This is a genomic window from Streptomyces bugieae (assembly GCF_036352915.1).
Taxonomy (GTDB): domain Bacteria; phylum Actinomycetota; class Actinomycetes; order Streptomycetales; family Streptomycetaceae; genus Streptomyces; species Streptomyces endophytica.
Genome location: NZ_JAZBJP010000032.1, coordinates 41,006 through 62,332, shown reverse-complemented (window position 1 = coordinate 62,332; position 21,327 = coordinate 41,006). Strand labels below are relative to the sequence as shown.

General features: G+C 74.1%; 17 protein-coding genes. 8 read left to right on the top strand and 9 right to left on the bottom strand.

What is annotated here, in order from left to right; translation table 11 throughout:
• Nucleotides 1-6: 6 nt before the first annotated feature.
• Both metF and V2J85_RS32605 read left to right on the top strand, forming a co-directional pair.
• Nucleotides 7-924 (top strand): methylenetetrahydrofolate reductase [NAD(P)H], encoded by a 918-nt coding sequence (metF, locus tag V2J85_RS32610; RefSeq protein WP_261951994.1) that lies wholly within the window; start codon nucleotides 7-9, stop codon nucleotides 922-924.
• Nucleotides 925-961: 37 nt separating this feature from the next.
• Nucleotides 962-2,164, top strand: a complete 1,203-nt coding sequence (locus V2J85_RS32605) for a hypothetical protein (RefSeq protein ID WP_330823602.1) — start codon at nucleotides 962-964, stop codon at nucleotides 2,162-2,164.
• 26 nt (nucleotides 2,165-2,190) lie between these two features.
• On the opposite strand, the gene V2J85_RS32600 is transcribed toward V2J85_RS32605, so the two are convergent.
• The 5 genes from V2J85_RS32600 to V2J85_RS32580 form a co-directional block, all read right to left on the bottom strand.
• A complete protein-coding gene (locus V2J85_RS32600) occupies nucleotides 2,191-3,714 on the bottom strand; it encodes a phytoene desaturase family protein (RefSeq protein WP_330823601.1) in 1,524 nt (507 codons plus the stop codon).
• 68 nt (nucleotides 3,715-3,782) lie between these two features.
• The gene (locus V2J85_RS32595) at nucleotides 3,783-4,403 is read right to left on the bottom strand and encodes a DUF4126 domain-containing protein (protein WP_261951997.1); all 621 of its coding nucleotides are present in this window, start codon (nucleotides 4,401-4,403) and stop codon (nucleotides 3,783-3,785) included.
• 418 nt (nucleotides 4,404-4,821) lie between these two features.
• On the bottom strand, nucleotides 4,822-5,436 hold the full coding sequence (locus V2J85_RS32590) for a TetR/AcrR family transcriptional regulator (protein ID WP_261951998.1): 615 nt from the start codon (nucleotides 5,434-5,436) through the stop codon (nucleotides 4,822-4,824).
• A gap of 35 nt (nucleotides 5,437-5,471) precedes the next feature.
• The gene (locus tag V2J85_RS32585) at nucleotides 5,472-7,679 is read right to left on the bottom strand and encodes a YhgE/Pip domain-containing protein (protein WP_261951999.1); all 2,208 of its coding nucleotides are present in this window, start codon (nucleotides 7,677-7,679) and stop codon (nucleotides 5,472-5,474) included.
• The gene (locus V2J85_RS32580) at nucleotides 7,651-8,508 is read right to left on the bottom strand and encodes an ATP-binding cassette domain-containing protein (RefSeq protein ID WP_330823600.1); all 858 of its coding nucleotides are present in this window, start codon (nucleotides 8,506-8,508) and stop codon (nucleotides 7,651-7,653) included. Before V2J85_RS32580 ends, V2J85_RS32585 begins: the two co-directional genes overlap by 29 nt.
• Nucleotides 8,509-8,782: 274 nt before the next feature.
• Here V2J85_RS32580 and V2J85_RS32575 point away from each other — a divergent pair, with 274 nt between their 5' ends.
• From V2J85_RS32575 to V2J85_RS32565, 3 genes are all read left to right on the top strand, one after another.
• A complete protein-coding gene (locus tag V2J85_RS32575) occupies nucleotides 8,783-9,298 on the top strand; it encodes an SAV_6107 family HEPN domain-containing protein (RefSeq protein ID WP_261952001.1) in 516 nt (171 codons plus the stop codon).
• 256 nt (nucleotides 9,299-9,554) lie between these two features.
• Nucleotides 9,555-10,310 carry a methyltransferase gene (locus tag V2J85_RS32570; RefSeq protein ID WP_261952002.1) on the top strand — a complete coding sequence of 252 codons (756 nt, stop codon included), beginning with the start codon at nucleotides 9,555-9,557 and terminating at the stop codon, nucleotides 10,308-10,310.
• A gap of 260 nt (nucleotides 10,311-10,570) precedes the next feature.
• The gene (locus tag V2J85_RS32565) at nucleotides 10,571-10,966 is read left to right on the top strand and encodes a DUF3040 domain-containing protein (RefSeq protein ID WP_030415502.1); all 396 of its coding nucleotides are present in this window, start codon (nucleotides 10,571-10,573) and stop codon (nucleotides 10,964-10,966) included.
• 500 nt (nucleotides 10,967-11,466) lie between these two features.
• Here V2J85_RS32565 and V2J85_RS32560 read toward each other — a convergent pair whose 3' ends face one another.
• The 4 genes from V2J85_RS32560 to V2J85_RS32545 form a co-directional block, all read right to left on the bottom strand.
• Complete coding sequence (locus V2J85_RS32560) at nucleotides 11,467-13,929, bottom strand: transglutaminase TgpA family protein (RefSeq protein WP_330823599.1); 2,463 nt, start codon at nucleotides 13,927-13,929, stop codon at nucleotides 11,467-11,469.
• A 73-nt stretch (nucleotides 13,930-14,002) separates the two neighbouring features.
• Nucleotides 14,003-15,391, bottom strand: a complete 1,389-nt coding sequence (locus V2J85_RS32555) for a DUF58 domain-containing protein (RefSeq protein ID WP_330823598.1) — start codon at nucleotides 15,389-15,391, stop codon at nucleotides 14,003-14,005.
• Nucleotides 15,391-16,410 (bottom strand): AAA family ATPase, encoded by a 1,020-nt coding sequence (locus V2J85_RS32550; RefSeq protein ID WP_261952005.1) that lies wholly within the window; start codon nucleotides 16,408-16,410, stop codon nucleotides 15,391-15,393. Before V2J85_RS32550 ends, V2J85_RS32555 begins: the two co-directional genes overlap by 1 nt.
• 243 nt (nucleotides 16,411-16,653) lie before the next feature.
• On the bottom strand, nucleotides 16,654-17,214 hold the full coding sequence (locus V2J85_RS32545) for a beta-class carbonic anhydrase (RefSeq protein WP_261952006.1): 561 nt from the start codon (nucleotides 17,212-17,214) through the stop codon (nucleotides 16,654-16,656).
• Nucleotides 17,215-17,640: 426 nt separating this feature from the next.
• Here V2J85_RS32545 and rsmH point away from each other — a divergent pair, with 426 nt between their 5' ends.
• The 3 genes from rsmH to V2J85_RS32530 are packed head-to-tail and all read left to right on the top strand — an operon-like array spanning nucleotide 17,641 to nucleotide 21,327.
• Nucleotides 17,641-18,633, top strand: a complete 993-nt coding sequence (rsmH, locus tag V2J85_RS32540; protein WP_261952007.1) for a 16S rRNA (cytosine(1402)-N(4))-methyltransferase RsmH — start codon at nucleotides 17,641-17,643, stop codon at nucleotides 18,631-18,633.
• Nucleotides 18,630-19,316: a cell division protein FtsL gene (gene ftsL, locus V2J85_RS32535; protein ID WP_330823597.1), complete on the top strand. Its 687-nt coding sequence runs from the start codon at nucleotides 18,630-18,632 to the stop codon at nucleotides 19,314-19,316. The genes rsmH and ftsL overlap by 4 nt, the downstream gene beginning before the upstream one ends.
• A 7-nt stretch (nucleotides 19,317-19,323) precedes the next feature.
• A complete protein-coding gene (locus V2J85_RS32530; RefSeq protein ID WP_330823596.1) occupies nucleotides 19,324-21,327 on the top strand; it encodes a peptidoglycan D,D-transpeptidase FtsI family protein in 2,004 nt (667 codons plus the stop codon).

Sequence of the window (21,327 nt, the reverse complement as noted above, 5' to 3'; positions counted from 1 at the left end):
GCCCGTATGGCCCTAGGTACAGCTTCCACCAGGACTGATCGCGCACGGACCGTGCGCGAGCTGCTCGCTTCCGGCAAGCAGTCCTACTCTTTCGAGTTCGCCGCGCCGAAGACCGAGAAGGGTGAGCGGACCCTGTGGAACGCCATTCGTCGGATCGAGGCCGTCGCCCCGACCTTCGTCTCCGTGACGTACGGCGCCGGTGGCACCTCCCGTGACGGCACGGTGCGCGCCACGGAGCGCATCGCCACGGACACCACCCTCACCCCGGTGGCCCATCTGACCGCGGTCAACCACTCCACCGCGGACCTGCGCAACATCATCGGCCAGTACGCCGACGCCGGGATCCGCAACATGCTCGCGCTGCGCGGCGACCCGCCCGGCGACCCCATGGGCGAGTGGGTCAAGCACCCGGACGGCGTCTCCTACGCCGCCGACCTGGTCCGGCTGATCAAGGAGTCCGGCGACTTCTGCGTCGGCGTCGCCGCCTTCCCCGAGATGCACCCGCGCTCGACGGACTGGGACACCGACGTGACCCACTTCGTCGCCAAGTGCCGGGCCGGTGCGGACTTCGCCATCACCCAGATGTTCTTCTACCCGGAGGACTACTTCCGGCTGCGCGACCGGGTCGCGGCGGCGGGTTGCCAGACGCCCATCATCCCGGAGATCATGCCGGTCACGAACGTCCGTCAGATCGAGCGGTTCGCGCAGCTCAGCAATGCCGCGTTCCCGCCCGAACTGGCCGACCGCATCCTGGCCGTCAAGGACGACCCGGCGGCGGTACGCTCCATTGGCATCGAGTACGCGACCGAGCTGTGTTCGCGCTTGATGGCCGAGGACGTGCCCGGGTTGCACTTCATTACCCTCAACCACTCCACGGCGACTCTGGAAATCTACGAGAATCTGGGGCTGCACCAGCGGCCCTGAATCACGGTGGCCGGCGAGCGGCGGAAGAGGGGCGTATATGGGCTGGACGATCCTCTACATCGCGTTCGGTCTGGTCGCCCTGTGGCTGCTGGGTGAGGTGCTGCTCCAGTACAAGGCCCGGCTGCGCTGGCGGCTGCTCGCCTTCGTGGGCTTCCTCGGTGTCGTCATCGGCGTCGTCATCCCGTCGGTGATCGTGATCGGGGTCGGTCTGATCGCGTTCGCCATCGGCCAGACCAATGTGACGCTCTCCTTCAAGCGCGGCTTCACCGAAGGCTGGGCGCTGGGCGGCAAACCCGGTGAGAGCCGGCGGCGCCGCGGTCGCCGCTCCGGCCCGCCCGCCGCCGAACCGTCCCTGCAGGTCTCCGACGTCGAGGCGGTGCCGCCCGCCGACGGTCCCGGCGCCGGCCCAGCCGACGCTCCGCAGACCGGCCCCGCCCGGGGCGCGGACGGCGGCCCGGACACCTTCGAGAGCACCGGCGGCTTCCAGAGCCCCGGCTTCCCCGGCCAGGACGGCTACGGCAGCCAGGACACCTACGCCGGTCAGGACACCTACGCCGGTCAGGACACCTACGCAGGTCAGGACACCTACGCCGGCCAGGGTGCCTACGCCGGTCAGGACTCCTACGACTACGCGACCGACGGGTACGGCCCGGGCGGCTACGGCGGTCAGGACCCGTACCAGGACCCGCAGGACCGGAACGTGTTCGCCACCCAGTCCTTCGACGCCACCCCCGTCTACGCGCCGCAGCCGATGCCCGAGGAGACCGGCCAGTACGGCATCTACAGCCCGGACGCCCGCACCCCGCAGAGCGGCGACTACACCGGCTACGACGCCTACGGCGCCACCGCGGGCAGCGGCACCGCGGACGCCAACGGCTATGACTACGGCGGCGGTTACGGCGCGCCCGCGGCCGGCCAGGACGCCTACGGCGACCCGTACGCGGCATACGGCGACGGGTCCGGCCAGACCGGCTACGCCGACCCCTACGGCGGCCAGCAGTACGCCGCGCCCTACGACCCCTACGCCCAGCCCGACCCCTACGGCCAGGCGTCCTACGGCGGGCAGCAGTACGGCGCCCAGGACCAGCCGGCGGGCCAGAACCCCGGCCAGGGCTACGGCGAGACCCCGCCCGGCGGAGTCTGGGTCCCGCAGCAGCGCGGCGACGAACTCCCGCCCGAGCAGCCGCCGTACCCGCCGTACCAGCAGCAGGACTACGACGGTCAGCCGTACCGCTACTGAGCCGAACGACCTCCCCCGGCCCGGCCCTACGTGGAGCCGTGCCAGTCGTCGCCGTGCACGATCAGGCCCGCGACGAGCGCCCCGGACATCCCCGCGTGCGCCAGCCCGCCGCCCGGATGGGACCAGCCGCCGACCGCGTACAGCCCCGGTATCCGGGTGCGGTTGCCGGGCCGCAGGAAACGGCCCTCCCGGCCCGGCAGCGCGGGGGCCGGTATCAGCTCCTCGTCCGCCGGCGGCAGCACCTCACGCCACAGCACCCGCTCGCGCAGCCCCGGCACCGCGGCCTCGGCCACCGCCATCAGCCGGTCGGCCGCCTCCTCCACGGCCGCACCAGGGAGCCGGTCCACCGGACCGGGCGGCGCGACCGTCGCGGACAGCGTCACCGCCTCGTGCTCCCCGTCGGGCCGCGTCGTGGGGTCGTCCGGGCGCAGCACCGTCACCGTCGGCCGCGCGCAGGGCGTCCGCGGGCCCCCGCTGCCGTCCCCGAACACGCCCGCCAGCTCCGTGGCGCGGTCCGCGGCATGCACCACCGTGCGGTGTACCGCGGCCGCCTCGCGGGGGCCGCGCAGCGCCAGACAGACCGTCAGCCGCCCCGGGGCGCGGTCCGCCGGGCCGGTCCGCGGCCGCACCTCGTCCACGCCGTAGGGATCGCGGCCGCCGAGCAGCCCGGACAGCCGGGCCGGATCGAGGCCCGCGACCACGAACGCGGCCTCCTCCAGCCGGCCGTCGGCCAGCTCGACGCCCGCCACCCGGCCGTCCTTCTCGGCGATCCCGGTCACCTCCGCACCGAAGGTGAACGCAACCTTGCGGGCCAGACAGCGCTCGTACAGCGCGTCGGCCAGCGCCCGCACACCGCCGCGGGGGTACCAGCTGCCGAAGGTCTGCTCCATGTACGGCAGCACCGCGGCGCTCGCCGGGGCGCCGCGCGGATCCAGGCCGTACGCCAGCGCATGGCTCTCCAGCAGGGCGGCCAGCCGCGGGTCGGCCAGCTCGCGGCGGGCGATCTCGGCGAGGGTGGCCGTCGTCGGTCCCTTGTCGCGCCGGCCGAACAGCCCGCGCCGGCGCACCGCCGGATACGGATCGCGCCCCAGCACCCGCCAGTCCTGCCACAGCGGCTCCTCCAGGAGCGGCCGGCGGGCGGCGTCCCAGGCGTCCCGGGCGCGGCCCACCAGCTCGCTCCAGCGCTCACCGGCCCCCGCGCCGAGCGCCTCGTCCAGCGCCGCGAGGACCCCGGCCCGCGAGGCGTTGGGCAGCGACACCGCCGTACCGTCGGCGAAGACATGGCGGCTCGCGGGATCGACCTGGGACAGCTCCAGGCAGCTCTCCAGCGGCTCGCGGCCGGTCTTGAGGAACAGGTCGCGGTAGACCGCGGGCAGATGCAGCAGGCCCGGTCCCGTGTCGAAGGTGAAACCGTCCCGTGCCAGCTGCCGCACCGCGCCGCCGTGCGTCGCGGCACGCTCGAACACCGCCACCCGGTGGCCCGCGACGGCCAGCCGGGCAGCGGCCGCCATCGCGCCCATCCCGGCGCCGATCACCGCAATCCGTGCCATGCCTGCGACTTTATCCGCCGCCACTGACAACGCCGGAACGGGCGGGCGCGGCCGCGGCCGGCGGCCGCTCAGCCCGCCGGCGGCACCCCGGCGCCCGCCGCGGCCAGCCGCTTCTCCTCGCGCCGGGCCCGCCGGCGGCGCAGATAGCGGCGGATCCGCGACCACAGCACGACGATCAGCACGATGCCCGTGATCAGCAGCAGGGCCGCGAGGGACGCCGCGATCACCGGATGGAACACCGCGAAGACCACGATCCCGGCCACGCCCAGGTCCTCCAGCAGGCTCAGCACGATGTTGCTGGCCGGCTCCGGCGAGGTGTTCACCGCGATCCGGGCGCCCGCCTTGACCAGGTGGCTCAGCAGCGCCGTGGAACCGCCCACCGCGGCCGCCGCCAGCTCGGGCAGCGACCCGTCGTGCCCGGCCAGCAGCGCCGCCACCACCCCGCCGGCGACCGGCCGGATGACCGTGTGCACCGCGTCCCAGACCGAGTCGACGTACGGGACCTTGTCGGCAATCGCCTCGGCCAGGAAGAGCACCCCGGCCACGATCAGCACGTCGGGGCGCTGCAGCGCGGCGGGCACGTCGTCGGTGACGCCGGCCGTGCCGAGCAGACCGAGGAGCAGGACGACGGCGTAGGCGTTGATCCCGCTCGCCCAGCCACTGGTGAAAACCAAGGGAAGTACGGACACGCCGCAGATCGTAGGCCGCCCGTGGGGCCCGGTGCTCAGTTTTGAGTATCCGTACTCAGACGGCCAGATGAGTAGGTACGCGGATGGGCCGGCGGCCGCCCGGACGGAAGAGTGGGGGCCACGGAAGGGAAGCGGCGCCGCACCGCCGACACGGGGCGGCGGAGCGGCGCGGCTCCCGGACGTGACGGGGGAACGACGGGGGAACGACGGGGGAGTACGGGGGCTCCACGGGGGAGCACGGGGGAAACGCCACCCTGGTCGGATCGGCGGGGGAACGATCCGCGCCAGGGCGGCGCACTCTCCGGTGCGGGCCCGCGGGGGAACACAAAGGGGTGCGCGCCGTACCTGACCAATACGGCGCGCACTCGTCTCTTTCCGCGGCCGGTCCGCGGTCACGCCGCCTCTGCGCCCACCGGCCTTACGCGGGACGGCCGGTGACCCGGCCCTGGAGCAGCCGCGACAGCGCCGCGTGCACCTCGTCGAGCGACCGGTCCGGCTGGTACGACTGCCAGTCCAGGGCCGCCACCAGGACCATCCCGAACAGTGCCGAGGCGGTCAGCGGGATGTCGATCTCCTCGCTCAACTCCTCCTGGGCGACCGCCTCGCGCAGCACGTTCTCCACGACCGTGATGGCCCGCTCGCGCACCACCATCAGCGTCGACTGCCAGGCGCGGTTGGTGCGCCACAGTTCGGCGACGTAGAGCTGGGTGAGCGCCGGGTAACGGGAGATGAAGTCCAGGCCGGCCCGGATCATCGCGTCCAGCGCGTCGATCCGGCTGCCGCCCCGGTCGGCGACCTCGTCGGCCGCCGCCTGCAAGGAGGTCGCCAGCAGCTCTATGCCGTGCCGCAGCAGCTCCTCGAAGAGAACGTTCTTGCTCGCGAAGTTGTAGTAGACCGTGCCCTTCGCGACTCCCGCCCGCTCGGCGATCTCGTCCACCGTGGTGGAGGAGAAGCCCTGTTCGGCGATGAGTGTGACCGCGGCTTCGAAGAGCTTGCGCCGGGTGGCGTCGCGGCGAGTGTTGGAGCTGTCCATGGGGGCGATTGTGCCGCGCTCCGGGGTGTGTGTGTTCACAGGCTCAGCTCCGGGTGGAGGTCCTTCATCCGTATCACCTGGCGGCCACGGGCGGTCAGCGAGGTCAGTAGCAGCGCGCCGACGGTGAAGGCCGCCAGCACCGCACCGCCCTGCCATACGGGCGCGAGGTCGCCGCCGGTGATGAGCCGGCGCAGCCCCTCCACGATGTAACTCATCGGCAGATACGGGTGGATGGCGCCGAAGAAGCCCGGGCTGGTCTGCACCGGGTACGTGCCGCCCGCCGAGGTCAGCTGGAGCATCAGCAGCGCCAGCACCAGGATCCGGCCGGCCGGTCCGAACTGGGCGTTCAGCCACTGCACGATCGCCGAGAAACAGGCCGTGACCAGCACCAGGAAGCCGAGCGTGCCGGCCGCCCTGGCCATCTGCAGGCCGAGCCCGAAGTGCAGTACGGCCATCAGGGCCGCGGTCTGCAGCACACCCACGCCGACCACCGGCAGCCAGCCGGAGACCGCCACCCGCCAGGAGGAGGCGCCCATCGCCAGCGCCCGCCTGTTGAGCGGCTGGATCAGCATGTACGCCACCATGGCGCCGACCCACAGCGACAGCGGGATGAAGTACGGCGCGAAACCGGTGCCGTAGTTGGGCGCCTTGTGGGCGGCGTCGGAGGCCAGCTGCACCGGGTCGGACATCACCAGGGTGCGGGCGTCGCGCTCCTTCTTGCCGTAGTCGGGGATCCGCTTCGCCCCGTCGTGCAGCCCGCCGGCCAGCTTCTGCGAGCCGTCGGAGAGCTTGAACATGCCGCCGTCCAGGGTTTGCGCGCCGTCCTTGAGCTTGCCCACCCCGGAGTCGAGGTCGTGCATCCCGTCCGCGGCCCGGCCCGTGCCGTCGTGCAGTTGGTGCGCGCCGTCGTTCAGCCGGTCGGCGCCGGCGGCCAGCTTCGCATTGCCCGCGGCCAGCTTGCGGGCGCCCGTGGACACCTTGTGCGCGCCGTCGTTGAGGTCGTTGATCTTCTTGACCGCGGCGTCCATGTCGGCGCCCAGGGTGGGGCCGCGCTTCGCCAGCTCGCTCGCCAGGGAGTGCAGGGTGTCCAGGTCCCGGCCCAGCCGGTCGAGGTTCTTCTGGTCGTGGACGTAGCCGCTGACCTCCTCGGCCTTGTCCGCCGCGGTCGCCGCCTGGTCCTTGATCCGCTTCAGCTCGGCGCAGGAGGTGTCGAGGGTGACCCCGCTCTCGCAGCGCAGCCGGTAGTAGGTGGCGAGGTGGTCGGAGATGCCCCGGGAGAGCTTGGCCCCCATGGAGGCCGCCGCGGGCAGCCTGTCCAAGTTGTCGTGGACCGCCTGCGAGCCGTCCGCGACGAGCTGGGCGGCCTCGCCGATCTCCTTGCCGTGCGCCCGGATGAAGGGCCCCACCTTGCCGACGACGCCGTTGACGGTGTCGGCCAGTTGCTGGGTCCCGTCGGCCACCTGCCCGGCGCCGTCGGCCAGTTGGCGCGAGCCGTCGGCGGCCGTACCGGCGCCGCGGGCGAGGTCGCCGCTCCCCTGGGAGAGCCGCCCGGCGCCCGCGTTCAGGTCACCGAGCCCGGTGACGAGCCTGCCGCTGCCGTTCTTGGCGCTGCCCAGACCGTCGGCCAGCTTGCCGGCGCCGTCCTCGGCCTGCCCGATGCCGTCCTTGAGCCGGTCGGCACCGTCCGCGGCCTGCTCGGTCTTGCCGTGCAGCGTCGAGAACGAGACGAAGATCTTGTCGAGGAAGGTGCGCGACGACTTCGCCGAGGCCGCCGCGCGCACCTCGGAGAACACCGTCCGGGAGATCTGCCCGACGATGTAGTTGTTCGCGTCGTTCGTGCGCACCTTCAGGGCGCCGGTCTCCGGGTGGTCACCCGAACTGGAGGCGATCCGCCGGCTGAAGTCCTTCGGGATGGACAGCGACAGGTAGTACGTGCCGTCCTCGACGCCCCGGGCGGCCTCCGCGGCGCCCACCGGGTGCCAGTCGAAGGTGTGGCTGTCCGCGAGGCCGTCGACGATGCTGTCGCCCGCCGAGATGTGCTTCCCGCCGGCCTCGGCGCCCCTGTCCTCGTTGACCAGCGCGACCGGTATCTTGTCCAGCCGCCCGTACGGGTCCCAGAAGGACCACAGGTAGAGCGCGCCGTACAACAGCGGCAGGAGCAGCAGCGCGGCCAGTGCGGCGCGCGGCAGCTTCCCCCTCCCGAACCGCTTCAGCTCAAGCGCGGCCAGCTTCGGCGAGCGCATCGGCCGCCCCCTCCTCGTCGTCCTTGGTGTCGTCGTCGCCGCCGTCCGCGGGGGCCGTGCCGTCCCCGGCAGGCGGCTCCTCCGGCCCGTCCGCGGAGCCCTGCCCGCCGGTCTGTTCCGGGCGGTTGCCGGTCCGGACGAGCACCACGTCCTCGCCGTCCCCGGGCGGCTCGCTGCACACCGCGAGGACGGTCGTGCCGGCCGCGGCGATACCGCGCAGCATCGCCCAGGCGGCGGTGCGCTCCTCGTCGGACAGCTTCAGGTCGGTGTCGTCGACGGCCAGCAGTCGTGGCCGGCCGATCATCGCGAGCGCCACGGAGAGCCGCAGCGCCTCCAGCCGCTCCAGGTCGCGCACCGACGTGCGGATCCCCTTGGGCAGCGTCGCGAGGTCGTGGCCGGCCGCCGCCAGGGCGTCGTCCACCAGGGCGCGGGCCTCGGCCCGGCGCTCCCGGCGCGGCCGCAGCAGGGCGCGCGGCGAACCGCCGAACCGGCCCTGCAACAGGGCGCGTTCGCGCAGGTGCTCACCTACGGTCAGGGCAGGTTCGAGATCGGCGATCCCGGGCACATGCGCGAGTGCGGTGACCGACCGGACGGCGGCCTTCTTCTTGGGCAGCGCCAGCCCGCCGATCCCGGCGGTGCCCTCGGCGGACTTCATCCGGCCGGTGAGCGCGAGCAGCAGGCACGTACGGCCCGAGCCCGACGGGCCCTGTACGGCGATCAGCGAGCCGGGTCCGGCCGTGATGTCGACGTTCCGGAACGCCCAGCCGCGGGGGCCCTTGACCCCGAACCGCTCGGCCGTGACCGCCGCCCCGTGCGGGGTGCTGTCCACGATCCCCTCCCTTGTACTGACTGGTCAGTGCAAAAAGTATGCCGCATCCCACCCCGTGTTCCGCAAGGGGGTCCGGTGAATCGGCTCGGGCGCCGTGCGTCGCGCCGCGTCGGGAGCCGGGCACCGCCCGACCTGCCCCGCCGCGCGAAATTCGCCGACTATCCGGTGAAAGCGCAGGTCAGGGTCGATTGTCAGTGGTGTGCCGCACGATGGGGTCAGACGGGCCGAATCAGCGTTCGGTCCCGAACCGGCATGTGACGACAGGAGGTTCGTCATGGCAGCTCGTCCCCACGGGGCCAGTTCCGCTGCGTACGGTCCCCCGAGCGATGTCCACCCCGTCCTGCGCCGGGCGGCCGCGCCACCCGCCGCCCTGGCCCTGCTCGCCCAGGCCCAGCAGGGCCTCGAAGAAGCGCGGACCCTGGAAGCCCCCAACGAGCGGTTCGCCACCGCCCATCTGGCCGCGCTGCGCACCGCCGCCGCGGTCCTCGCCGTGCGCGCCCGTCCGGAGCCCACCCTACGCCGCAAACCAGGGGCCGCCCCGCGGCGCAGCCGCCGCGAAAGCATCCGCAGCGCCTGGGACCTCCTCCCCGAGGTCGCGCCCGAACTCGCCGAGTGGAGCGCCCTGTTCGCCTCCGGCGCCGCCCGCCGGGCCCGGGCCGAGGCCGGGATAGCCGGCGCGGCCAGCACCCGGGACGCCGACGACCTCCTGCGGGACGTCGCCATGTTCCTGCGCCTGGTCGAACGGATGCTGCTCCTCCAGCCACCGCTGCCGCCCCAGCGGGCGGGGTGAGGGGGTAGCCGAGGGGGAAGCGCCGGACTTCGCCGGCGGAGCGAGCGGACGCCCGCCGGCGGGCCCGGGGCTCCGGGGCGGCGGGCTCCGCGGTGGGGCCGTCACGGAACGGCCGCGGGGCCCCGGCGGGGCGGGACGAGCAGGTCGGCACCCGCTCCCTGGGGCGCCGTGGGGCTCCGTGGGCGGCGGACGGCGCGGGACGGAATAGGGTGGTGGACGACTGGATGTTCATGCCCCCGCCGAGGAGCCACCCGCCGTGTCTGACCCGCTGCGCCCGCGCGCATCCCTTCGTACCGCCGTGGTCTGGGACGTCCTGAAGGACGCCCTGGAGCGCCGGGTCAAGGCGGCCGGGCGCGACGCCCTGGACGTCCTCGACACCGGCGGCGGCACCGGCAACTTCGCCGTGCCGGTCGCCCGTCTCGGCCACCGCGTCACGGTCGTCGACCCCAGCCCCAACGCCCTCTTCGCCCTGGAGCGCCGGGCCGCGGAGGCCGGCGTCGCCGACCGGATCCGGGCCGTCCAGGGCGACGCCCACGGCCTGTTCGACGTCGTCGAGCGCGGCGGCTACGACACCGTGCTCTGCCATGGCGTGCTGGAGTACGTCGACGACCCGGCCGAGGGCATCCGCAACGCCGTCGACGCGCTGCGCCCGGCCGGCACCCTCAGCCTGCTCGCGGCCGGCCTCGGCGGCGCCGTGCTCGCCCGCGCCCTGGCCGGCCACTTCACCGAGGCCCACCAGGCCCTCACCGACCCGGCCGGCCGCTGGGGCGAGGGCGACCCGATGCCCCGCCGGTTCACCGCCGAACAGCTCACCGGCCTGGTCTCCGCCACCGGTCTGCAGGTCGGCGCGGTGCACGGCGTCCGGGTCTTCGCCGACCTGGTCCCGGGCGTACTCGTCGACACCGAGCCGGGGGCCATGGACGCCCTGCTGAAGCTGGAGGCGGCCGCCGCCGAGCAGCCCGCCTTCCACGCGGTCGCGACCCAGCTGCACGTCCTCGCCGAGCGCGACTGACCCGGGGAGCGGGCCCGGCCGGCCGCGTGCAGTCGGCCACAGGCCACCCGATCAGCCCCTTCGCCCCGTATGATCGGTGTACGACGTTCCGGCATGACGGACAGGCGGGTGGGGAATGCAGGCAGCATCACCACCGGCCGCCACGGCGGCCCGGACAGTGAACTGGCGTCGAGGGGCGGGTTTCACGGGGGCGATTCCCTGCCTATCCTGAAAGGGTCGCACCCCGGTCGCCCCCCGCGACCGACGAGTAGGAGGACTCCGTGCCGCTCTCGGAGCACGAGCAGCGCATGCTCGAGCAAATGGAGCGAGCGCTGTACGCCGAAGATCCCAAGTTCGCGACAGCGCTTGAGGGAAGCGGGCTGCGTACGTACACCCGGCGACGGGTCTACCAAGCGGTCGCGGGCTTCCTGGTGGGTATCGCCCTGCTCATGGCCGGCATGGTCGCGCAGCAGATCTGGATCAGCGTGGTCGGATTCCTCGTCATGCTCGGCTGTGCCGTGTTGGCGGTCACCGGGTGGCGCAAGGCGCCCAAGCCCGGTGAACAGCGCGCCGGCGCCGAGGGCCCGGCGCGGCGTCAGGCCCGGCCGCGACGCTCCATGATGAACCGCATCGAGGACCGCTGGCAGCGCCGCCGCGACGAGCAGCAGGGCCACTGATCCCGCTCCGAACGTCCTCCCCCTGACGCGCCGTCGCCGCGTCCCCGGTCCTCCGTGCTGTGGCCGCCCGATTCCTTCGGGCGGCCACAGCACGTTCTGCTGCCGTGAGCACGTTTTGCTACCGCCGGCACGTTGTGCTGCGGGCCGAGTCGAGCCAGGCGGGGACGCGGCCGCGCCGGGCGTCGCCGCCATGCCGGGCGTCGCCGCCATGCCGGGCGTCGGGGCCCTGCCGAGCGTCGGGGTCCCGCCGGGCGCTGCGGCCCAGCCGGGCGCCGCGGCCTCGCCGGACGTCGTAGCCCCGCCGAGCCCCTTGGCTCTTCCAGACGTCGCGGCCCGCCGCACGACGCCGCCCGGGCCCACTCGACGCCGCCGTGCCCATTCGACGCCACCGACCCCACTCGACAGGCGCGCGCCTCATGCCCTGGCCTCCTGGACGCACCCCACGCTCCGGACGCGCCCTGCGCCCCAGCCGCCCCAGACGCCCCTGCGCCCCCAGCGCCCTACGCCCGCTGCCGCCGCCGGAGAGCGGTCGTCGCTCGCCGTATCGCGGTCACTGGGCGGCTCGTGCGGCAGCGGAGGCGCAGGGCGGCCCAGCGGGCCGCGGCGGCGCGGTGGAGGCGGGCGGCGGAGCGCGGGGCGAACAGTGCCCGCAGCCGCAGCCCACGGGGCGCCCCGGCCCGCAATCCGGCCAGCACCCGCTGGACGTCGCCGCCCAGCCCGGCCACCGGCCGCGGGTGCGGGGCGTAGAGGATCTGCTCGACCGCCTCGGCGACCCGGCGTGCGGCGTCGGCGGGCTCCGGTTGCAATTCCCCGACGCGAATGATCCGGGCGGCCGCCCTGCGCGGGGTCAGCGACTCGTCCGGCACGATCCCGAAGTCCCAGGCGGTGTCCAGCAGCTCCTGCCAGGCCGCCAGCGCGGCCGCCGCCCCGCCGGGGTCCGTCGTGCCGCCCGCGCCCGTCGTGCCGCTCCCGCCCGGGGCGGTGGGCGCCAGTCGCCGGGAGCGCAGCCGCAGCCGCCACAGCAGCGGGACCAGCGGCAGCAGCAGGACGAGCAGCCCGACCAGCCCGAGGGCGGCCACCGCCCAGGGGGACGGGCCGCCGTCCGACGGGCGGGCGCCGGACTGCGCGGGCAGCGTCAGACAGGCCGTTCCGCTGCCGGCCGGGTGCTCACCCGGGGCGCACGACGGGGTCGCCGAGGGGCCCTCGGTGGGCGGCGCGGGCCGGGCCGGCGCGGGGTCCGGGCGGCCCGGCTCGGTGGTGTCCGAGGTGTCGGGATAGGCGTAGTCCGGGATGCTGCCGCGGCTCGGCGTGGGCTCGAAACGGGTCCAGCCGATGCCCTGGAAATACAGCTCTGGCCAGGCGTGCGCGTCCTTGAGGCTGACCGAGGTCGTGCCGTCGGGCTGCTTCGTCCCCGGGGTGAAGCCGACCGCGACCCGGGCCGGGATACCCAGCGTGCGGGCCATCGCCGCCATCGAGAACGAGAAGTGGACGCAGAAGCCCTCCTTCTGCCGCAGGAACCGGGCTATCGCCTCGGCGCCGCTGCCGGCCCGGACCTCGGTGTTGTACGTGAAGCCGCCGTAGAGCGCGAACCAGTCCTGGAGCTTGACGGCCTTGGCGTAGGCGGTCGGGGCGCCCCGGGTGATCTGGCGGGCGGTGGACCGGACGACCGGGGGCAGCGAGGCGGGCACCTTGGTGTACTCGCGCAGCAGCTCGCCGGGCGGTGCGGGGGCGGCGGCCAGCTGCTGGGAGGTGGGCCGCAGCTGGAGGCTCTCGACCTGGTACTGCAGATCGCGGGTGTTCTGGCCGCGGTCGCCGACCAGCGTGCGGCCCTGCGGTTCGAAGCGCCAGCGGCCCGAGATGTCCACCCGGGACGCGGGGTAGGGGAGCGGCAGCCAGTTCTGCGCATACCACCCGGCGGTCGAGATGGAGGTGTTGATCCGCTCGCGGCCGACCGCGGAACTGAGGCCGGGCGGCTCCGGCAGCCGTTCGGGCACGTCCGTGACGGTGCGCTCGGAGGGCTTCCAGGTGGTGCCGTCGAACTGGTCGAGGGCGACGATCCGCAGATACAGATCGCGGGTATCGGCGGCGGTGGTGCGGTAGTTGAGGACCTCCCGGTCCTCGGGCTGGTTGAGGCTGTCCTGCAGCGAGACCAGCGGATTGACCGCGGAGATCGTGCCGCCCCCGCCGCCGCGGCCCGGGCCGCTTCCGGTGGGGCCGAGCAGCCCGTCGCCGAGGGAGGGCAGCGCGGCGGGCACCACGAGGGCGATGCCGAGGACCAGGGCGCCGATCCGCCGGCCCGTCCGGACCGGCGCGGTGGCCGGGCCGCCGGTCGCGGAACCCGGTCCGTCGCCCGGCCGCCCCGGGCCCGCCGCACCGAAGACCCGGCCCCACTGGGAGAGCCGGTCGCGGCCCTCGGCCAGCAGGAGCAGCAGATAGCCCGCCGCCGCGATCAGGAACCACAACCAGCCCGCACCGCCCTGGGCCAGCCCCGCCGCGACCGAGTAGAGCGCGAGCAGCGGCAGGCCCGCGGGCGCGGCACTGCGGTACGTCACCGCCAGGGCGTCCACGACCAGGCCGATCAGCAGCACCCCGGCGACCAGCAGCAGCCGGATGCCGGGGGTGACCGGGGCGGGGATGGCGTACCGGCCGACGTCCTGCACGCCGCTCCGCAGCAGCCGGCCGAACTCCGCGACCGCGTCCGGGCCCGGCAGCACACCGAGCACTGCGTCGGCCGGCACGAAGAGCACGGTCAGCAGCAGGACCAGGACCAGCAGTTGGGCGGCGATCGTCAGCGGTCCGGCGAGCGGGGCCCGGCGGGCCAGCGCGCCCACCCCGGTCATGATCGCCAGCAGGATCGCCGCCTGGAAGATCCAGCTGATCGGATCCACCAGCGGCAGCAGTGCGCAGGCGGCGCACAGGGTGGCCACCGCGGCACACAGCGCGAGTCGTGCCCGGCCGCTCATCCGTCCGCCTCCCCTCGCGTCGCGAAGCCGTTCCCGTACGCGTCGTGCTCCCGCACCGGCCGCACGCTCCCGTTCATGGCCGTCCCCCCGTCACCGTCTCCGCGGCCCCGTCCGGCCCCGGCTCCAGTTGGTCCGCCGCCGTCCCGGCCTGGTCGGCGGCGGCCCGCCACAGATCGGCGAGCGCGTCCCCGGGCGTCACCGGAAGGGCCGTCCAGCCCGCCCGCCGCAGCAGCCGCAGCCGTTCGGCGAGCGGCACCTGGCCGGTGGCGAACCGTATGCCGCCGGGCCCACGGCTCCAGGCGTCGCCGTCCAGCACGAACGCGATCGCCGTCCCGCAGCGCCGGCGCATCTGCCCGGCGATCGCGGCCTGTTCGGTGTCCAGGTCGCCGAGGAAGGCGATCAGCAGCCCCTCGCTGCCGCCGCGCAGCACCTCGTACGCCGCCGACAGCCCCTCCTCCTCGGAGTGCTCGACCACGGCGAGGGTGTCCAGCATCAGGCCGGCGGTGTCGGCGGACCCGGCGCTCCCCGGGAAGCCGCCGGTGCCGTCCGGGCCCGGTACCGAGCTGCCGGTGTCGGTCAGCAGCCGGACCGCGAAACCGCGCTCCAGCAGATGCACCGCCGTCGAGGCGGCGGCCGACACCGCCCATTCGAAGGCCGAGTCCGGTCCGCCTCCCGGGTGGGCGAGGTCGCGGGTGTCCAGCAGGACCGTGCAGCGCGCCTTCTGCGGCTGCTCCTCCCTGCGGACCATCAGCTCGCCGTGGCGCGCCGTGGACCGCCAGTGGATGCGGCGCAGGTCGTCGCCGTGGCGGTAGCCGCGCGGGATGACGTCGTCCTCGCCGGCCAGGGCCAGCGAGCGGTGCCGTCCGTCGCCGTACCCCGCGGCCTCGCCGGCCAGCCGGACGGCCGGCAGCGGCTCGACCCGCGGCACCACCGTCAGGGTGTCGAAGGTCTGGAAGGAGCGGGTGAGCTCGCACATCCCGAACGGGTCGGACAGCCGCAGCTGCAGCGGCCCGAGCGGATAGCGGCCGCGCAGGTCCGAGCGGACGCGGTAGGTGACCTCCCGGCGGCCGCCGGCCTCGACCCGGTCCAGGACGAACCGCGGCCGGGGCCCCAGCACGTACGGCACCCGGTCCTGCAGCATCAGCACGCCGGTCGGCAGCCGGGAGACGTTCTCCATCAGCAGCCGGACCCGGGACTCGGAGCCGGCCGGCACCCGGGCGGGCGAGAGCGCACGGCTGCCCGCGACGCGGTAGCGGGTGCGGTGCAGGACCAGGACGCACACCAGCGGCAGGGCGGCGAGCAGCAGCCCGACCCGCAGCAGGTCCGGCTGCCCCAGCAGGTACGAGCACACCGCGGCGGCCACCCCGGCGGCCAGGAACGACCGGCCGCGCGTCGTCATCCCCCCGAGGGCCGTCCGCAGCCCGCCCGGCTCGGGCGTCCCCTCGCTCCCCCCTCCGCTCATCACAACCCCCGGACCCCGGGCGGCTGCCGGCCGTGCGTCCGCCACGGCTGCGCGGACGGCTCGGGAACCGGGACGCGCTGGAGGATCTCCAGCACGATCTGTTCGGCCGATCTGCGGCTCAACTGCGCCTGGGCGGTGGGCAGCAGACGGTGCGCCAGCACCGCGACCGCCAGTGACTGGACGTCGTCCGGCAGGGCGTACTCCCGCCCCGCGAGGGCCGCGGTGGCCTTGGCGGCGCGCACCAGATGCAGCGTCGCCCGCGGCGAGGCGCCGAGCCGCAGCTCGGGGTGATGGCGGGTGGCGGACACCAGGTCGACGGCGTACCGCCGGACGGCCTCGGCGACATGGACCTCGCGGACCGCGTCGATCAGCTTGATGATCTCGTGGGCGTGCGCCACCGGCTGGAGGTCGTCGAGCGGGGAGGCGCCGCCGTGCACGTCGAGCATCTGCAGCTCGGCGGCCGGGCTGGGGTAGCCGATCGACACCCGGGCCATGAAGCGGTCGCGCTGGGCCTCGGGCAGCGGGTAGGTGCCCTCCATCTCGACCGGGTTCTGGGTGGCGACGACCATGAACGGGCTGGGGAGTTCATAGGTCTGCCCGTCCATCGTGACCTGGCGCTCCTCCATGGACTCCAGGAGCGCGGACTGGGTCTTGGGGGAGGCGCGGTTGATCTCGTCGCCGATGACGATCTGGGAGAAGATCGCGCCGGGCTTGAACTCGAAGTCGCGCTGCTGCTGGTCGAAGATGCTGACGCCGGTGATGTCCGAGGGCAGCAGATCGGGCGTGAACTGGATGCGCCGCACCGAGCAGTCGATGGAGCGGGCGAGCGCCTTGGCCAGCATGGTCTTGCCGACGCCGGGCACGTCCTCGATGAGCAGATGGCCCTCGGCCAGGAGCACCGTCAGCGCGAGCCGTACGACCTCCGGCTTGCCCTCGATCACGCCTTCCACCGACCGGTGAACCCGCTCCGCGGTGGTGGTCAGATCGGTGAGGCTCGCTCGTTCGTCATACGTCGTCACTCGGCCCTCCTCGGCCCTGTGCCACGGGCCGACACCCCCTTGTACGGAACCGGCCCACCCCGAAAATGCGCGCCGGGTCCGGCCACCGCCGGCACGACGTCACCTACGCATTCTTGCCGCCCGCGCGCTCTGGCGTCATGGCCTGTGGATAACTCACAACTCCGCGCCCCGGCGTTCCGGGCGAACCCGGCGTTTCCGGCGCGGGCCGGCCCGGAAAACCGGGCCGGCCCGCACTCCGGACGGTCAGTCCTGGGGGTCGATCTCCCGCAGCAGACCCGTCTTGACGTCGAAGACGAAGCCGCGCACGTCATCGGTGTGCAGCAGGAAGGGCGAGGTGCGCACCCGCTGCATGGACTGCCGGACGTCCTCGTCGAGGTCCTTGAACGCCTCGACGGCCCACGTCGGGCGCTGGCCGACCTCGGCCGCGAGGTCGTGGCGGAAGTCCTCGGTCAGATTGAGCAGACCGCATCCGGTGTGGTGGATGAGCACGACGGAGCGGGTGCCGAGCGCCCGCTGGCTGATGGTCAGGGAGCGGATGATGTCGTCGGTGACCACACCGCCGGCGTTGCGGATGGTGTGGCAGTCGCCGAGCTCCAGCCCGAGCGCGGCGTGCAGGTCGATCCGGGCGTCCATGCAGGACACCACGGCGACCTTGAGGACGGGCCGGGCGTCCATGCCGGGATCGGTGAAGGCGGCGGCATAGCGCTGGTTGGCCTCGATCAGACGGTCGGTGACCGTGCCGCCGGAGCGCACGGCGGCACTGTCGGAGGAGGGGGACGACGGCTGCGATGCAGGTATGGGCATGCGTTCACCGTAATAGTCACCGACCGTTCCGGCCCCGTGGGAGGCCGGGCATAGGGGGCAACGTCACCCCTTGTGAGGTAATCCACAGCTCCGGTCGGGCAGCCGCCACACGGGTGAAAAGCCCGCCGGGGCGGCCCCGGCGAACCCGTCGCGGGACGCGCGGAACCAGTTGATTGACCGGGGCAGCCGGTGGACTAAAGTGGCGCGAAGTGGGAGGCGTGACGCTCTCCTTGGATACCGAATTCCTCGCGTGCGCGCATCGTACGTACGGCTCGGCCTCCTCCCGCTCCCATGGGCTTCCGACGTCACTTCCCCGTCGCCGGAGGGCCACTTCCCCTTCAGAGCGGGCGGGGACCAAGCGGTACGTGCGGCATCCCCCAGCCAGCGGCCGGGGACCCACCTGCCGCCCACCCCATCGGAAGGCGCATGAGTAATACCCGCCACGTACCCGTCATGCTCCAGCGGTGTCTGGACATGCTCGCCCCTGCGCTCGCCGAGCCCGGTGCGGTCGTCGTCGACTGCACCCTCGGCCTCGGAGGGCACAGCGAGGCGCTGCTCACGGCCTTCCCGGCGGTCCGGCTGATCGCCCTCGACCGCGACCCGGCCGCCCTGAAGCTCGCCGGGGAACGGCTCGCCCCCTACGGCGACCGCGCCACCCTGGTGCACGCCGTCTACGACGAGCTCCCCGAGGTGCTCGACCGGCTCGGCGTCCCCCGGGTCCAGGGCGTGCTCTTCGACCTCGGCGTCTCCTCCATGCAGCTCGACGAGGCCGGCCGCGGCTTCGCGTACGCCCAGGACGCCCCGCTGGACATGCGGATGGACCAGACGACCGGCATCAGCGCGGCGGAGGTCCTCAACACCTACCCGCCCGGGGAGCTGGTGCGGATCCTGCGCTCCTACGGCGAGGAGAAGCAGGCCAAGCGCATCGTCTCGGCCATCGTCCGCGAGCGCGCCAAGGAGCCCTTCACGAACAGCGCGCGGCTGGTCGAACTGATCCGGGACGCGCTCCCGCAGGCCGCCAAGCGCACCGGCGGCAACCCCGCCAAGCGCACGTTCCAGGCCCTGCGCATCGAGGTCAACGGCGAACTCGCCTGTGTGGAGCGGGCCGTCCCGGCCGCCGTGGACGCGCTCGCGGTCGGCGGCCGGATCGCCGTGCTCTCGTACCACTCCCTGGAGGACCGGCTGGTCAAGCAGGTCTTCGCGGCCGGCGCCGCCAGCACCGCACCGCCCGGCCTGCCGGTCGTGCCGGAGCAGTACCAGCCCCGGCTGAAGCTGCTCACCCGCGGCGCCGAACTCCCCACGGAGGAGGAGATCGCCGAGAACCGCCGGGCCGCCCCCGCCCGGCTGCGCGGCGCGGAGCGCATCCGCGAGAACGTCGAGGACGGCAGGAACGCCCGGCATTCTGTGGGCACCCCGTGAGAGGCCAGGGGCGGCCGCGCGGTGCGCCGAAACGGCTCTCCGCGCTGTTCCCGGCCACCCCGGCCGCCCCCGGCACCGCAGCCCGCACCCCGTTCGTCCTGCTCATCGTGGTCCTCCTCGGCTCCGGGCTGATCACCCTGCTGCTGCTCAACTCCGCGCTCAATCAAGGGTCGTTCGAGCTGAGCAGGCTGGAGAAGAAGACCGACGAGCTGACCGACGAGCAGCAGGCGCTGCAGCAGGAGGTGGACGGCTACTCCGCGCCGGGCGCCCTGGAGCGGCGCGCCCGGCGGCTCGGGATGGTGCCCGGCGGCGCCCCGGCCTTCCTGCTCCCGGACGGCACGGTCCGCGGCAAGCCCGGCGTGGCCGGTGCCGACGGCGCGCCGCTGAGCAGCTCGGCCGAGCCGTCCGCCGCCGCCCTCCTGCGCGCCACCACGGCGGGCGGGCCGGCCGCCCCGCGCGTCCCTGCGACCCCACCGGTCGTCGCGCCGTCCGTCGCGCCACCGGTCCCGGCCGGCTCCGGGACGCTCGGCCCGCAGAGCACCCCGGCCGCGGGCGCCGCCCCGGGCCACCCGGCCCCGGCACCCGCCGCGTCCCCGGTATCCGCCCCCGCGCGCGTCCCCGCCTCCACCGCCCGCTCCTCCGGCTCCGCGCCCGCCCCCGCACCGACGACCCCCGGCAGGTGACCGCGGTATGACCGAGCCCAGGGACCCCCGCCGGGTTCCGCGCCCCGCCCGGCGCGGCGGTCAGCCCCAGAACCGCACCGGCCGCCCACCCGCCGCCCGGCGCCCCGCGCAGCGGCCCGGCGCACCCCGCCCGGCCGCCCGCCGCCCCGGCCCGGCCCGGCCCGGCTCCGGCCCCCAGGCGCTCCGCCTCGGCAGCCCGCGCCCCCGGCTCCGCCTGGTCTCCCTCGGACTGACGCTGATCATGCTGGTCTTCGTCGTACGGCTCTTCCAGGTGCAGGCCGTGGACGCCGGGGCGTTCGCCGCCCGGGCCAACGAGAACCGCTACGTCCCGGTCAAGCTGGCCGCCGAGCGCGGCGACCTCACGGACCGGAACGGCGTCGCGCTGGCCACCTCCGTGGACGCGTACGACATCACCGCCGACCCCAGCCTGCTGGCGCCCGCCAAGACCAAGATCCCCGACGCCCCGCAGCGGGCCGCCGCGCTGCTCGCGCCGATCCTGCACGTCGACAAGGCCGCGCTCACCGAGAAGCTCGACCGGCCCGGCTCCCGGTACGAGCTGCTCGCCCGGCAGCAGGCCCCCCAGGTGTGGAAGCGGATCAAGGACCTCCGCAAGACCCTCGACGCCCGGGCGGCCGCCGCCCCCAAGAGCGCGCCCCGCCCCGACGTCCTGGTCGGGATCTTCGCCGACAAACACAGCAAGCGCGTCTACCCCAACAAGGACCTCGCCTCCGGCGTCCTGGGCTTCGTCAACAGCCTCGGCAAGGGCGGCGGCGGCCTGGAGGCCCGCCTCGACAAGCAGCTCGCCGGCAAGGACGGCAAGCTGGTCTACGCCCAGTCCGGCGGCCGCCGGGTGCCCACCGCCGCCACCCAGGAACACCCCGCCGTCCCGGGCGCCGACATGGAGCTCACCCTCGACCGCGACATCCAGTGGGCGGCCCAGCAGGCCATCACCGAACAGGTGGCGAAGTCCGGGGCCGACCGCGGCTACGTCGTCGTCCAGGACACCCGCACCGGCGAGATCCTGGCCCTGGCCAACGCCCCTGCCTTCGACCCCAACGACATCGCCGGGGCCGAGCCGGAGGCGCTCGGCAACGCCGCGCTGTCCGACGCCTTCGAGCCGGGTTCCACCAGCAAGCTGATGTCGATGGCCGCCGTACTGGAGGAGGGGGTCGCCACCCCGTCCACCCGGGTCACCGTCCCCAACCGGCTGCACCGCGGCGACCGGCTCTTCGCCGACGACGTCGACCACGAGACCTGGCACCTCACGCTCAACGGCGTCCTCGCCAAGTCCAGCAACATCGGCACCATCCTCGCGGCCGGCCAGCTCGGCCGGACCCAGCCCGAGGCCAACCGGGTCCTCTACTCCTACCTGCGCAAATTCGGCATCGGCCGGCCGACCGGGCTGGACTTCCCGGGCGAGACCGACGGCATCCTGGCCCAGCCGCAGGCCTGGAACACCTCGCAGCAGTACACGATCCCCTTCGGCCAGGGGCTGTCCCTCAACGCCGTACAGGCCGCCTCGGTCTACTCCACCATCGCCAACGGCGGCGAGCGGATCGCCCCCACACTCGTCCGCGGCAGCACCGGGCCCGACGGCCGCTTCGCTCCGGCGCCCAAGCCCGCGAGGACCCGGGTGGTCAGCCAGAAGACGGCCCGGACCCTCGCCACCATGCTGGAGTCGGTGGTCGACGACGAGGAGGGCACCGGCGCGAAGGCGAAGATCGACGGCTACCGGGTCGGCGGCAAGACCGGCACCTCCAACCGGGTGGACCCCAAAACCGGCCGCTACCACGGCTACACCGCGTCCTTCGCCGGGTTCGCCCCCGCGGACAAACCGCGCATCACGGTCTATTGCGCCGTGCAGAATCCCACCAAGGGCAGCTACTTCGGCGGCCAGGTCTGCGGCCCGATCTACCAGCAGGTCATGGCCTTCGCGCTGAAGACCCTCCAGGTACCGCCGACCGGCGCCAAGCCCCCGCGCCTGCCGGTCACCTTCAGGCCAGGCCAATGA

What these genes read in the sequence shown, in the direction of transcription:
- metF (WP_261951994.1), top strand. Translation starts at nt 7, where the DNA reads ATGGCCCTAGGTACAGCTTCCACCAGGACTGATCGCGCACGGACCGTG.
- V2J85_RS32605 (WP_330823602.1), top strand. Translation starts at nt 962, where the DNA reads ATGGGCTGGACGATCCTCTACATCGCGTTCGGTCTGGTCGCCCTGTGG.
- V2J85_RS32600 (WP_330823601.1), bottom strand. Translation starts at nt 3,714, where the DNA reads ATGGCACGGATTGCGGTGATCGGCGCCGGGATGGGCGCGATGGCGGCC.
- V2J85_RS32590 (WP_261951998.1), bottom strand. Translation starts at nt 5,436, where the DNA reads ATGGACAGCTCCAACACTCGCCGCGACGCCACCCGGCGCAAGCTCTTC.
- V2J85_RS32585 (WP_261951999.1), bottom strand. Translation starts at nt 7,679, where the DNA reads ATGCGCTCGCCGAAGCTGGCCGCGCTTGAGCTGAAGCGGTTCGGGAGG.
- V2J85_RS32575 (WP_261952001.1), top strand. Translation starts at nt 8,783, where the DNA reads ATGGCAGCTCGTCCCCACGGGGCCAGTTCCGCTGCGTACGGTCCCCCG.
- V2J85_RS32560 (WP_330823599.1), bottom strand. Translation starts at nt 13,929, where the DNA reads ATGAGCGGCCGGGCACGACTCGCGCTGTGTGCCGCGGTGGCCACCCTG.
- V2J85_RS32555 (WP_330823598.1), bottom strand. Translation starts at nt 15,391, where the DNA reads ATGAGCGGAGGGGGGAGCGAGGGGACGCCCGAGCCGGGCGGGCTGCGG.
- V2J85_RS32545 (WP_261952006.1), bottom strand. Translation starts at nt 17,214, where the DNA reads ATGCCCATACCTGCATCGCAGCCGTCGTCCCCCTCCTCCGACAGTGCC.
- rsmH (WP_261952007.1), top strand. Translation starts at nt 17,641, where the DNA reads ATGAGTAATACCCGCCACGTACCCGTCATGCTCCAGCGGTGTCTGGAC.
- V2J85_RS32530 (WP_330823596.1), top strand. Translation starts at nt 19,324, where the DNA reads ATGACCGAGCCCAGGGACCCCCGCCGGGTTCCGCGCCCCGCCCGGCGC.